This window comes from Curtobacterium sp. MCBA15_016, from assembly GCF_001865105.1.
Taxonomy (GTDB): Bacteria; Actinomycetota; Actinomycetes; order Actinomycetales; family Microbacteriaceae; genus Curtobacterium.
Genome location: NZ_MJGR01000030.1, coordinates 4705 through 16828, shown reverse-complemented (window position 1 = coordinate 16828; position 12124 = coordinate 4705). Strand labels below are relative to the sequence as shown.

Genomic DNA, 12124 nt, shown 5'->3' with positions numbered 1-12124 from the left:
CGCGCCTCCCGTCCGTCGTGTGCGCGCGTCCCGCGCGTGCCGGGTCAGCTGGCGTCGAGCGGCAGGCCCTCCGGGTTGAGCTCGGACCGCTTCACGGCCTCGTTCGACAGGTTGTAGGCCGTGAGCCACTTGGCGTACGTGCCGTCGTCGATGAGCTCGTTGATGGCCTCCTGGACCGGCTTCGCGAGCCCGTCGCCCTTCTTCGTCGTCGCCGCGATGAGCCCCTGCAGGTCGGCGCCGGCACCCGAGTAGGTGCCCGCGGTCGTCGTCGCCTTCGCCGTCCCCGCGTTCTGCTTGTTCTGGTAGGCGATCGTCGGGTTCGGGCCGAGGTAACCGTCGACCTTGCCGGACTGCACGGCGAGGAGCTTCGCGTTCGCGTCCGGGTAGTACTTCACCGTGATGGTCTTGCCCTGCTTCGCGAGGTCGGCCTTCCACCCGAGCAGGATCTTCTCCTGGTTCGTGCCGGAGTCGGTGGCGATCGTCTTGCCGGCGAGCACGGAGGGATCACCGTCGAACCGCAGGGAGCTGCCCTCCTTCACCTGCAGCGCGAGGTTGTCCTGGCGGTACGAGGCGAAGTCGTACTTCTCCTTGCGCTGCTCCGTCACGGTGATGTTCGACAGGCCGACGTCGACCGACCCGCCGTCGATGCCGACGAACAGGTTGTCCCACGTGGCGTTCTTGACCTGGGGCTCGAGGCCGAGCTTCGCCGCGACGAGACGGCCGAGGTCGGGCTCGGAACCGGTCAGCGTCTTCTGGTCGTCGCCGGTGAAGGCGAGGGGCGGGTACCCGGACGGCAGGGCCCCGATGCCGATGACGAGCTTGCCGGACTGCTTGACGTCGGCGGGGAGCTCGTCGTGGAGCTTCGAGTCCTCCTGCACGGAGACCTTCGTCTCGGTCGCGGCGCCGTTCGAGGCGGCGCCGATCGTGACGGTGCCGTCGTCCGAGCCGGTGCCGGCGCTGGCGTTCGCGGCGCAGCCGGCGAGGGCGACGACGACGCCGGTGGCGAGGACGAGGGTGCCGGCGCGGTGCCGCCAGCGGGAGGGGGTGATCGGGGACATGGTTCTCCAGGGGTCGGGTCGGAACGGGTGGGGAGTTCAGCGGACGCGGGACAGGAAGTCGCGCGTGCGGGGGTGCTGCGGGTCGTCGATGAGTTGCGCCGGTGGGCCCTGCTCGACGATGCGGCCGTGGTCGAGGAAGACGACGTGGTCGGCGACCTCGCGGGCGAAGGCGACCTCGTGCGTGACGATGACGAGCGTCGTGCCGGACTCGGCGAGGTCCGTGATCACGCCGAGCACCTCGCCGACCAGTTCCGGGTCGAGGGCCGAGGTCGGTTCGTCCAGCAGGACCACCGAGGGCTCGAGCGCCAGCGCCCGGGCGATCGCCACGCGCTGCTGCTGCCCGCCGGAGAGCTGGCGCGGGCGGGTGGCACCGCGGTCGCCGAGGCCGACGCGTTCGAGCAGCGTCTGGGCCCGGGCCTTCGCGGTGGCGGCGGGGACACCGGAGGCGATCGGGCCCTCGGCCACGTTCTCGAGCGCGGTGAGGTGCGGGAACAGGTTGAAGTGCTGGAACACGAACCCGATCCGGGAGCGCTGCCGCAGGATCAGGCGCTCGGGCAGCTCCTTGTAGCGGGGGACCCCGTCGCGGCCGGTCCGCACCCGGACGCCGATGGTCTCGCCGCCGACGGTGACGACACCGCGGTCGAGGGGTTCGAGGTGGTTGATCGCCCGCAGCAGCGTGGACTTGCCGGACCCGGACGGACCGAGGATCACGGTGACGCTCCCGGACGGCAGCGTCAGGTCGACGCCGTCGATGACGACGTTCTCGCCGAATGCCTTCACGGCGCCGTGGATGCCGATGGTGGCGCTCATCAGATGGCCTTCCCGTCGTTGTGGCCGCGCCCGGAACCGCGGCGCACCGCGGACCGGAGCCGCTGGAACGGTGTCGGCGGGAGCGCGCGGACCGAGCCGCGCGCCGTCCAACGCTCGACGTAGTACTGCACGATCGACACCGCACTCGTGAGCGCGAGGTACCAGATCGTCGCCACGACGAGCAGCGGGATGATGTCCGTCGGGTACGTGCTCGACAGGTTCTGCACCACGCCGAACAGGTCGAGGAGCGACACGTAGAACAGCAGCGAGGACGCCTTGAGCAGGCCGACGATCTGGTTCACGAAGGCCGGCACGATCGAGCGGAGCGCCTGCGGCAGGATGACCCGCACGAACTGGCGGCGGCGGGGGAGCCCGAGGGCCTGCGCGGCCTCGTGCTGGCCGTGGTCGACGGCGAGCACGCCGGCGCGGACGATCTCCGACGCGTAGGCGATCTCGCTGAGGCTCAGCCCGATGACGCCGATCGCCAGGTCGCCGAGGACGTTCGCGGTCGGGACCTCGAACTGCGGTCCGAACGGGACGCCGATGCCGATGGTCGGGTACAGCGACCCGAGGTTGTAGAGGAAGACGAGCACCAGGATGAGCGGCACCGAACGGAACAGCCACACGTAGCCCCACGCGAGCCCGGACAGCACCGGGTTGCGCGAGAGCCGGCCGATCGCCACGACGATGCCGCCGGCGAAGCTGATCACCGCGCTCAGTGCCGTCGCGACGAGGGTGAGCTGCAGGCCGGTCAGGATCGCCGGGCTGAACAGCCACTTGCCGACCGCCGGCCAGCCCCACTGCTCGTTGGTGAAGAGCGTCTCGACGAAGTTCAGGAGGACCACGAGGACGACCGCCGCGGCGATCCACCGCAGCGGGTGGCGCAGCGGGACGACGGGGCGGTCGAGCGCGGCGCGTCCGGCGGCGTCGATGGTCGCGTCGGTCGTGCTTCCGGCCGTGCTTCCGGTCGGAGTTCCGGCGGGGCTTCCGGTCGGGCGCTCCGTGTCGGTGGTCTGGGTCATGTCGCGACCGTAGGAGGTGCGCCGAGGCGCGACAACGCCGCGCGAAACACATCGGCACGGGAGGGAACCCGGCGTCACACGCGAGGATAGGATGACGCTCTGTGACGCGGGACGGCGGCTATCCTGACCCCCATGACCGCACACCGCGTGACCGCACCGGAGCCCCCGGCCGACGGCAGCAAGCCGAAGGGGCCGGCGTCGTACTTCCCGAGCATCGAGAAGACCTACGGGCGTCCTGTGCAGGAGTGGCTCGACCTCGTCGCGGACCGGCTCGACGGCCAGAAGCACATGGAGGTCGTCGCCTGGCTCAAGACCGAGCACGGCATGGGACACGGGCACGCGAACGCCCTCGTCGGCTACGTGCGGAACGCCCTCGCCGACTGATCCCCTCGCCGTGGCGGTTGTCGGTGGTGCTGCCTAGCGTGACAGCGTGGCCGAACCCGTCGACGCGTGGTGGCGCCGCCGACAGTGGTCGCGCGGTGTGGCGGTTCCGTACGCCGTGGGGGAGTTCCGTGCCGAGTGGTCCTCGTACCCGGTGCTCGTCCGGCAGTACCACCCGGAGTGGAACCACGGCGTCGTCCTCAGCCAGGTACCACCCGCTGCCGAGGTCCTGCTGACGTGGGAGTGCGACGTCGGGCACGTGTTCGTCGCGACCCCGGGTGAGCAGCGCTCCCGTCCAGGTCGGGAACGACGCCGGTCGGTGTGGTGCCCCGAGTGCGCCGTCCAGGCCCAGCCGCAGCGCTGGCCCGTGCTGCCCTCCGACTGGCCGGCCGCGGTGCCGGTCCCGCAGCGGGTCGTGCGCGTCACGGGTCGGCAGACCCTGCCCGCGGCCCCGGCTCGAGGGACACCGGCCGGTGCTGTTGCGTCGACGCGGTCCCGTCCTCGTCGCCCGGAACCCGGTGCACCCCGCCGGCCTCGGCCCCCGGCCGTCCCGCGGTCGATCTGCCCGAAGACGCCGCGGCTGCCCTCGGGGGAGTCGTTCACGAGCGTGTGCGCCCCGGCGACGGCCTCCGCGGTCGAGGCCGAGCTCCGTGCCGCCCTCGCCGAGCGGTTCGCCTTCACGTTCGACCACTCCGCGATCCGCCTCGACCGACCGTTCTTCGACCACGTCGAGGTCTGGCCGGACATCATCCTGCCGGAGCTCCGCGTCGCGATCGAGTACGACTCCACCGGACGCCACGGCCTCGAGCACGTCGGACCCCGGCAGGAGACGGACCGCCGGAAGGACCGTGCCGTGCGCGGTGTCGGGTGGGAGGTCGTCCGCATCCGGACCGGGCGACTGCAGGCGCTGGGGCCGTACGACCTCGAGGTCTCCGGGATCTCCGGCCGGACGATCGCCCGCCTGGCCGACACGCTGCGCGAGGTCCGCGGCGCCCTCTTCGTCGACGCGTACGCGCGCTGACGCGCTGGCGGCCGGGCGTCGGCGCCGCACAACCACAGTGCGCCGGAACCGCGGTTCCCCGCGGTTCGGCGTGCCTTGCGTTGTGCGCAGCACCCACCGCCCGCCGGCGGCGCCGCCTCGAACCACGGAAACGGCGTCGAACCGGCTGCGACGGCTGGTGCGACGTCGCTTCCGTGGTTCGAAGCGCGCGGGCGCCCGCTGGCGGCGTGCGCTCGCCCGCCGCACAACCGAAGTGCGCCGGAACCGCGGTTCCCCGCGGTTCGGCGTGACTTGCGTTGTGCGCAGCACCCACCGCCCGCCGGCGCCGCCGTGTCGAACCACGGAAGCGACATGGAACCGGCCGCGATGGCTGGTGCGACGTCGCTTTCGTGGTTCGACGCGCGCGGGCGCCCGCTGGCGGCGCGCGCCCGCCCGCCGCACAACCACAGTGCGCCGGAACCGCGGTTCCCCGCGGTTCGGCGTGCCTTGCGTTGTGCGCAGCACCCGCCGCCGGCCGCGGGCGCCCGCTGGCGGCGTGCACCCGCCGCGCCGCCGCGCCGCCGCGCCGCGCCGCGCCTCACCCGCGCAGCGCCAGCGCCTCGCTCCGCCACCGGGCGTGCAGCTCCCACGGGTCACTCACGCCCGCGGCCACGACCGCGACGTGCTCGAGCAACTCCGGCGTCACCCGGAACCACTCCGTACCGGGGTACCGCGACCCGGCGAACTGCGCGTGCCGCCGCCGCTCGAGCGTCCGGTCGCCGCGCTCGAACCCGAGGAGGTCCTGGTGCGGGATCGCCGCGAGCCGCTGCCGCGGGTTCGCCGTCGTCCCGATCTTGATCCGGTCGCCGAAGTCGTCCCGCATCCGCAGGTAGTACACGACGTCGACCCGCGGGGGAGCGAGGTCCCCGTCCGGCACGTCGCCCCAGCGCCACTCGCACGCCGCACACACCGCACCCGACGGGAAGCGCACCCCGACCCGCGACCCGCACACCGGGCACGGGCCGGGCAGCACGTCCTCGACGCCGACGTGCTCGGCGGCGGCGTCGACCACGAGGGCGACGTGTCCGGCGCACAGCGGCACCGCGGGCACCGCCGACCCGGCGACCGCACCGGCGTCGCAACCGGGCGCGCAGCACGAGAGGGCGACCATGCCGGGAACGCTAGCCCGACCCACCGACGTCAGCCGCGCCTCCAGGCCCGAGCGCTACTCGGTGAAGATGACGCCGATCGGTTCGCGCTTCTCCTCCTGGAACCGGTCCTCGGCGCGCCCGAGCGCCCAGTACGCGGACAGCGACATCTCGGACTTCTCGAGTCCCCAGTCGTCCTGCAGCAGTCGACGGATCGCCTTCATCGCGGTCCGCTCGCCGTGCGCGAACACCTGCACGGGCCTGGAGGCGCGCTCCAGCGAGCGAGCCGCCTCCAGCAGCAGCGTGCCCGGCTCGGCGCCGGTGGCGTCGCGGTGCAGCCACCGCAGGTCGACCCCGGCCGGGTGCGCGACGTCCTGCTCGTCGGCCGGACCCGCCACCTCGACGAGGGCGACGCCCGTGGCGGTGTCGGCCATGCCCTCGAGGGCGGCGGAGATCGCGGGGAGCGCGCTGTCGTCGCCGAGCAGCACGTGGGTGACGGCGGGGTCGGTGGACGGGGCGTACCCGCCGCCGGGACCGGAGAGCGCGAGGAGGTCGCCGGGCTGCGCCGAGGCCGCCCAGGGACCCGCGAGGCCGTCGTCGCCGTGCACGACGAAGTCGACGGCGATGGTCTTCGCCTCGTGGTCGACGGCGCGCACGGTGTAGGTGCGGCGCGCCGGCCGGTCGTGCTTCGGGAGCGACTCGCGCAGCGACTCGAGGTCGTACGGCGGCGTGAGCCCGAGCGACGGCTTCGCGAGCAGGAGCTTGACGTACTTGTCCGTGGCGGCGAGCCGCTCCGGGTCCGCTGCCGCGACGAACTCGTCGAAGGCGGGACCGCCGAGGTGGACGCGGACCATGTGCGGCGAGAGACGCTCCGTGCGGTCGACGACGAAGACGTGCTGGGGGCGTTTGGGTTTCGAGCTCATCGGTGCGAGCTTCCTCTCTCGACTTCTGGGTGCGCTGTGCTTGACGTACCGCTCAGTAAGGTTAGCCTTACCTCCATGGACACAGTCATCCCGTTCTCCGAGCTGCTGCGTCGGCGCACGCGTCGCTCGCAGGGGTCGGGCGGCGACGGGTTCATGCAGGACCTGCTCGCCGGGCGGTGCGACGTCGGCGAGTACGCGGCCCTGCTCGGACAGTACGCGTTCGTGTACGCCGCCCTCGAGCGCGCGGCCGAGCGGATGGCGGACCACCCCGTGGCTTCCCCCTTCGTCACGTCGCAGTTGACGCGGATGCCGGCGATCCGGGCGGACCTCGAGTACCTCATCGGTCCGGACTGGTCCGAGCTCGTGTGCCCGCTGCCCGAGACCACCGCGTACGTCCGACGACTGAACGAGGTCGCGGCGACGTGGCCCGGCGGGTTCGTCGCCCACCACTACACGCGGTCCCTCGGCGACCTGTCCGGCGGGCGTCTCATCGGACGACTGCTCGCGGAGCAGTTCGGCTTCGAGACGAACGGCGTCCTGTTCTACATCTTCGACCAGGTCGCCGATCCGAGTGCGTTCGAGCAGACCTACCGGGCGCAGCTCGACGCGGCTCCGTGGTCGGCCGAGGAACGCGAACGGGTGATCGCCGAGGTCGAGCTGGCGCACCGGCTCGACAGCGGGCTGCTCGCGGGGCTCGACGCGACACGGGGACCGGTGCTCGGCCGTGCCGCGGCGTGGTCCGACGATGACGGGCCGCACGGCGCGGGCGACGACGTGGCCGTGATCGCGTGACCGAGCCGAGTTGACCCGAGCGGCCACGTGCCGCCCACCAGACCCGCCGGGATCGCGGAGCGCGTCGCTTCGCAGGGGTGCTTCCGCCACGCGCCGCGATCCCGGCGCTCCCTCGTTCGTGCCGCGCCGCGGGGCCCGCGCGCCGTGCCGCCCGTGCCGCCCGCGCCGCGCCGAGCGGCGGGCGCTTGGTGAGCAGAAACTGTCGGGTGCGGGCAGCCCAGGCGACCATTTCTGCTCACGAAGCGCGCCCGCCGCCCCGCCCCCGCCTCAGTGCCGCATGCGGCGCGCGAGCTTCTGGATCGGGCCGGTCTTCGGCGCGCGCTCCGCGGGTTCGACGACCTCCTGCTGGTAGAAGTCCGCGAGGTCCGCCATCAACGCCCGACGCTCCGCCCGCGCGTACGCCCGACGCTCCCGCGTGAAGGCGATCACCGTCGACCAGCACATCAGCACCATCACGACGCTGAACGGGAGCGCCGTCGTGATCGCCGCGGTCTTCAGCGCGTTCAGCCCGCCCGCGAGCAGGAGCGCCACCGCGACGAGGGCCGTGACCCCGGCGAAGAAGACCCGGATCCAGTTCTTCGGCTCGATCTGCCCGCCGGTCGCGATCATGCCCATCACGAGCGCACCCGAGTCCGCCGAGGTCACGAAGAACACCCCGATCAGGATGATCGCCCCGATCACGAGCACCGATCCAGCGGGCATCCCGCCGAGCAGCTGGAACAGGACCTGCTCGACGGACACGCTGCCGTCCGCCCCGACGAGGTCGCCGGTGCCGTGCAGCTGGTCGTACAGCGCGGTCCCGCCCATGATCGCGAACCAGAGGAAGGTCAGCAGCGTCGGGACGAACAGCACACCGAGCACGAACTGCCGGACGGTCCGTCCGCGGGAGATCCGCGCGATGAAGATGCCGACGAACGGCGCCCACGACATCCACCAGCCCCAGTAGAACGTCGTCCACGCGCCCTGCCACTCCTGCCCGGCCCGACCCGCGAAGGCGCTCGTGTCGAACGCCAGCCCGACGAAGCCCTGCACGTACTGCCCGATCGACTGCACGAACTCGCCGAGCAGGAACTGCGTCGGGCCGACGAACAGGACGAAGACGAGCAGCACGGCCGCCAGCACGAGGTTGATGTTCGACAGGATCTTCATGCCCTTGCCGACGCCGCTCAGCAGCGACCCGACGGCGATCAGCGTGACGACGACGATCAACCCGATCTGCAGGCCCCGGGTGTTCTCCGCCGCGCCGGTGTACTCGAGCCCCGACCCGATCTGCAGCACGCCGAGCCCGAGCGACGTCGCGACGCCGAACAGCGTGCCGATCAGCGCGAGGACGTCGATGAGGTTGCCCCACCCGCCCACCACGCGCTTGCCCAGCAGCGGCTCGAGCGCCCAGCGGATCGACACCGGTCGCGACCGCCGGTGGATCGCGTACGCCAGGGCGAGCCCGACCACGACGTAGATCGCCCACGCGTGCAGGCCCCAGTGCAGGAACGTCTGCGTGAGCGCCCGCTGCGCGAGGGCGTCGTCGTCGCCCGTCACCCCCGGCCGTGGTGCGGCGAAGTGACTGAGGGGCTCGGCGACGCCGTAGAACACGAGCCCGATGCCCATGCCCGCGGCGAACAGCAGCGACAGCCACGAGAGCGTCGAGAACTCGGGCGCCTCGTCGTCCTGGCCGAGCACGATGTCGCCGAACCGGCTGAACCCGATCCAGATCGCGAAGACGACGAACGCGGCCGCGGCGATCACGTAGTACCAGCCGAAGTCCCGCACGATCCACCCCTGGACGGCCGAGAAGACGTCCTCGGTGGCACGAGGCGCGGCGAGCGCGACGGCGACGAACGCGAGCACGATCCCCGCGGCCGGCCAGAAGACCCAGCGCTCGACGGGCGGCTTCCGGACCGCCGTGTCGGCCGGCGGGCCAGGAGGCGCGGATCCCGTCCCCACGTCGTCCTGCGTCCGCCCCGTGGCGGGTTCGTGGTCTGCCGGCCCGGCCGTCTCGTCCATGGCGTCCCTCCACCCACGGATGCTGAGCATCCCTGGCCGGATTCTACGAACGCTCGCCGTGGTCCGTCCGGGTGCGATGGGAACGGGCGAGGCCGCGCCCGAGGCACTTCGTGAGCAGGAACGGTCGGGTCCCCTTGGCCGCGGCGACCTCTTCTGCTCACGAAGCGAGGCCGCGCGCCCGCCCGCCGCGGTCCGTCCGGACGGTTGTCGTCACCGGTCCCGACGGGCCGATACGCTGCTGGGATACCGGGACGACCTTCCCGGCCGAGACCCGGAGAGGACCACATGACGATCGACGGTCAGACGCGCCACGGACGCGCGCGGGACGACGTCAGTGGCGCGGTCGACAGCGACCTGCGCTCCGACGTGCGGTACCTCGGCAAGCTGCTCGGACGAGTCCTGCGGGAGACCGGCGGCGAGGACCTCCTGCACGACGTGGAGAGCCTCCGCGCCGCGGTCATCGACGCGTACGAGGGCGGCGAGGCCGAGGGCGCCGCGCGTGCCGAGGCCATCGTCGCGGAGCTGTCCGCCGAGCGGGCCGAGGCCGTGGCCCAGGCGTTCACCACGTACTTCCACCTCACGAACCTCGCCGAGGAGCACCACCGCGTGCGCGTGCTCCGGCACCGCGGCGACGACGGCGGACTCGCGGGGGACTCCTTCCCGGCGACGTACGCCTCGCTCGTCGAGCAGGTCGGCGACGAGGCCGCTGCGGCCCGGCTGCGCGAACTCCGGTTCCACCCGGTCCTCACGGCGCACCCGACCGAGGCCCGCCGACGCGCGGTGACCACGGCCGTGCGGCGCATCACCGACCTCATCGACGAGCGCGACCGGACGACGAACGCCACGGCCCTCGCCGAGAACGAGCGTCGGCTGCTCGAGGAGATCACGACCCTCCTGCGCACCTCGCCGCTCCGCACGACCCGCCCGACCCCGCTCGACGAGGTCCGCACGGCGATGAGCGTGTTCGACCAGACGCTGTTCGAGATCGTCCCGCAGGTCTACCGCCTGCTCGACGACCGGCTGCTCGGTGACGATGCCGGCCGCGTGCCGGTCACCGCACCGGCCTTCGTGCGCTTCGGCACCTGGATCGGCGGCGACCGCGACGGCAACCCGCACGTGACCGCGGACGTCACCCGCCAGGCGGCGGAGATCGCGGCCGAGCACATCCTGCTCGGGCTCTCCCGCGCCGCCACCCGCATCGGCAGCACCCTCACCCTCGACGCGAGCGAGACCCCGGCGGACGCCGGTCTCACTGCGCTCGTCGCCGCGCAGGAGTCACTCGACCCCGGGATCGCCGAGCGCATCGGGGTCCGTGCGCCCAACGAGACGCACCGTCGGGCGCTCCTGTTCGTCGCCGCCCGCATCGACGCCACGCGCCGGGGCGAGGCCGAGCTCGCCTACCCCGGGCCGGACGCGCTCCTGGCCGACCTCCGCACCATCCAGACCTCGCTCGTCGCGGCCGGGGCCACCCGTCCCGCGAACGGCGAGCTGCAGAACCTCGTCTGGCAGGTGGAGACCTTCGGGTTCCACCTCGCCGAGCTCGAGGTCCGGCAGCACTCGCAGGTGCACCGGAACGCCCTCGCCGAGATCCGCGCCGGTGGGGAGCTGAGCGAGACCACGGAAGAGGTCCTCGCCGTGTTCCGCACGATCGCCGCGCTGCAGGCCCGCTACGGCGTCCGCGCCGCCAGCCGCTACATCGTGTCGTTCACGCAGTCGGCAGCCGACCTCGCGAACGTCCACGAGCTCGCGGTCGCCGCACTCGGGTCGCCCGAGGCCGCCCCGGTGCTCGACGTCATCCCGCTGTTCGAGACCTTCGCGGACCTCCACGCCAGTGTCGACATCCTCGACGAGGCCGTCCGCACCGAGCCGTTCCAGCGTCGCCTCGCAGCGACCGGTCGCCGCCTCGAGGTCATGCTCGGGTACTCCGACTCCTCGAAGGACGTCGGTCCGGTGTCGGCGAACCTCGCGCTCTACGACGCACAGGCCCGGATCGCCGACTGGGCGAAGCAGCACGACGTCGAGCTCACGCTGTTCCACGGCCGCGGCGGCTCGCTCGGCCGCGGTGGTGGCCCGGCGAACGAGGCCGTCCTGGCGCAGCCCCGCGGTTCCATCGACGGACGCCTCAAGCTCACCGAGCAGGGCGAGGTCATCTTCGCCCAGTACGGGGACAAGGACATCGCCGCGCGGCACCTCGAGCAGATGGCCTCGGCCACGCTGTTCGCATCATCGCCGTCGAACGAGGACCGCACGGCCGTCGCCGCCACGCGCTTCGCCGACCTCGCGCAGCAGCTCGACGACGTCTCGCGCGAGGCGTTCTACGGCCTCGTGAAGGCGGACGGCTTCGCGCCGTGGTTCGCGCGCGTGACCCCGATGGAGGAGATCGGTCTGCTCCCGCTCGGCTCCCGTCCGGCCCGCCGTGGTCTGAGCGTCGAGTCGCTCGAGGACCTCCGGGCGATCCCGTGGGTGTTCTCGTGGACGCAGGCGCGCATCAACCTCGCCGGGTGGTACGGCCTCGGTTCCGCGCTCGAGGCCGTCGGCGACGTGGAGCTCCTCCGCACCGCGTACGCCGAGTGGCCCCTCTTCGGCGCGATGATCAAGAACGTCGAGATGTCGCTCGCGAAGACCGACGAGCACATCGCCCGCCGGTACCTTGAGCTCGCGGACCGCGACGACCTCGCCGCGAAGGTCCTCGACGAGATGCTCCGCACGCGCGAGTGGGTGTTGCGCGTCTCGGGCGGGAGCGACGTCCTCGAGGACCGTCCCGTCCTCGCACGCGCCGTCCGGCTCCGCAGCCCGTACGTCGACGCGCTCTCGCACCTGCAGCTCCGGGCGCTCCGCGCGATCCGTACCTCGGGCAGCACGGACCCGACGGACGGTGACCACCGGCTGCTCCTCCTCACCGTGAACGGCATCGCGGCCGGCCTGCAGAACACGGGCTGATCCGCGCGGACCGGCCGTCGGTCGTCGACGCGACCGTCTCGGGCCCAGGAGGCGCGGTGCCAGCTGG

10 protein-coding genes are annotated in these 12124 nt (G+C 72.6%); 4 read left to right on the top strand and 6 right to left on the bottom strand.

The annotated features are described in order from the left end of the window. Positions 1 to 44: 44 nt before the first annotated feature. From BIV03_RS12780 to BIV03_RS12770, 3 genes are read right to left on the bottom strand one after another with little or no spacing between them, the layout of a single operon-like run. A complete protein-coding gene (locus tag BIV03_RS12780; protein ID WP_071295982.1) occupies positions 45 to 1058 on the bottom strand; it encodes a transporter substrate-binding domain-containing protein in 1014 nt (337 codons plus the stop codon). Between the two features lie 36 nt (positions 1059 to 1094). Then, complete coding sequence (locus BIV03_RS12775; RefSeq protein ID WP_071295981.1) at positions 1095 to 1868, bottom strand: amino acid ABC transporter ATP-binding protein; 774 nt, start codon at positions 1866 to 1868, stop codon at positions 1095 to 1097. After that, a complete protein-coding gene (locus tag BIV03_RS12770; protein ID WP_071295980.1) occupies positions 1868 to 2890 on the bottom strand; it encodes an amino acid ABC transporter permease in 1023 nt (340 codons plus the stop codon). The genes BIV03_RS12775 and BIV03_RS12770 overlap by 1 nt, the downstream gene beginning before the upstream one ends. A 132-nt stretch (positions 2891 to 3022) precedes the next feature. Between BIV03_RS12770 and BIV03_RS12765 the strand changes: the two genes are divergently transcribed. After that, entirely contained in the window at positions 3023 to 3274 is a 252-nt protein-coding gene (locus tag BIV03_RS12765) for a DUF4287 domain-containing protein (protein WP_071295979.1), read from the top strand. Positions 3275 to 3320: 46 nt separating this feature from the next. After that, positions 3321 to 4292: a hypothetical protein gene (locus BIV03_RS12760; protein ID WP_071295978.1), complete on the top strand. Its 972-nt coding sequence runs from the start codon at positions 3321 to 3323 to the stop codon at positions 4290 to 4292. Between the two features lie 556 nt (positions 4293 to 4848). Here the strand turns inward: BIV03_RS12760 and BIV03_RS12755 are convergent. After that, positions 4849 to 5421 (bottom strand): GIY-YIG nuclease family protein, encoded by a 573-nt coding sequence (locus tag BIV03_RS12755; protein WP_071295977.1) that lies wholly within the window; start codon positions 5419 to 5421, stop codon positions 4849 to 4851. Positions 5422 to 5475: 54 nt separating this feature from the next. After that, positions 5476 to 6321, bottom strand: a complete 846-nt coding sequence (locus BIV03_RS12750) for a siderophore-interacting protein (protein ID WP_071295976.1) — start codon at positions 6319 to 6321, stop codon at positions 5476 to 5478. 75 nt (positions 6322 to 6396) lie between these two features. On the opposite strand from BIV03_RS12750, the gene BIV03_RS12745 reads away from it, so the two are divergent. Further along, positions 6397 to 7113 (top strand): heme oxygenase (biliverdin-producing), encoded by a 717-nt coding sequence (locus BIV03_RS12745; protein WP_071295975.1) that lies wholly within the window; start codon positions 6397 to 6399, stop codon positions 7111 to 7113. A 267-nt stretch (positions 7114 to 7380) separates the two neighbouring features. On the opposite strand, the gene BIV03_RS12740 is transcribed toward BIV03_RS12745, so the two are convergent. Further along, positions 7381 to 9147: a BCCT family transporter gene (locus tag BIV03_RS12740; RefSeq protein ID WP_254790885.1), complete on the bottom strand. Its 1767-nt coding sequence runs from the start codon at positions 9145 to 9147 to the stop codon at positions 7381 to 7383. A gap of 255 nt (positions 9148 to 9402) precedes the next feature. Here BIV03_RS12740 and BIV03_RS12735 point away from each other — a divergent pair, with 255 nt between their 5' ends. Beyond that, positions 9403 to 12057 carry a phosphoenolpyruvate carboxylase gene (locus BIV03_RS12735; protein WP_071295973.1) on the top strand — a complete coding sequence of 885 codons (2655 nt, stop codon included), beginning with the start codon at positions 9403 to 9405 and terminating at the stop codon, positions 12055 to 12057. Positions 12058 to 12124: the final 67 nt, after the last annotated feature.

Excerpts from the sequence above, each read along its gene's own strand:
- BIV03_RS12750 (WP_071295976.1), bottom strand. The coding sequence starts at position 6,321 with ATGAGCTCGAAACCCAAACGCCCCCAGCACGTCTTCGTCGTCGACCGC.
- BIV03_RS12745 (WP_071295975.1), top strand. The coding sequence starts at position 6,397 with ATGGACACAGTCATCCCGTTCTCCGAGCTGCTGCGTCGGCGCACGCGT.
- BIV03_RS12775 (WP_071295981.1), bottom strand. The coding sequence starts at position 1,868 with ATGAGCGCCACCATCGGCATCCACGGCGCCGTGAAGGCATTCGGCGAG.
- BIV03_RS12740 (WP_254790885.1), bottom strand. The coding sequence starts at position 9,147 with ATGCTCAGCATCCGTGGGTGGAGGGACGCCATGGACGAGACGGCCGGG.
- BIV03_RS12735 (WP_071295973.1), top strand. The coding sequence starts at position 9,403 with ATGACGATCGACGGTCAGACGCGCCACGGACGCGCGCGGGACGACGTC.
- BIV03_RS12780 (WP_071295982.1), bottom strand. The coding sequence starts at position 1,058 with ATGTCCCCGATCACCCCCTCCCGCTGGCGGCACCGCGCCGGCACCCTC.
- BIV03_RS12770 (WP_071295980.1), bottom strand. The coding sequence starts at position 2,890 with ATGACCCAGACCACCGACACGGAGCGCCCGACCGGAAGCCCCGCCGGA.
- BIV03_RS12765 (WP_071295979.1), top strand. The coding sequence starts at position 3,023 with ATGACCGCACACCGCGTGACCGCACCGGAGCCCCCGGCCGACGGCAGC.
- BIV03_RS12755 (WP_071295977.1), bottom strand. The coding sequence starts at position 5,421 with ATGGTCGCCCTCTCGTGCTGCGCGCCCGGTTGCGACGCCGGTGCGGTC.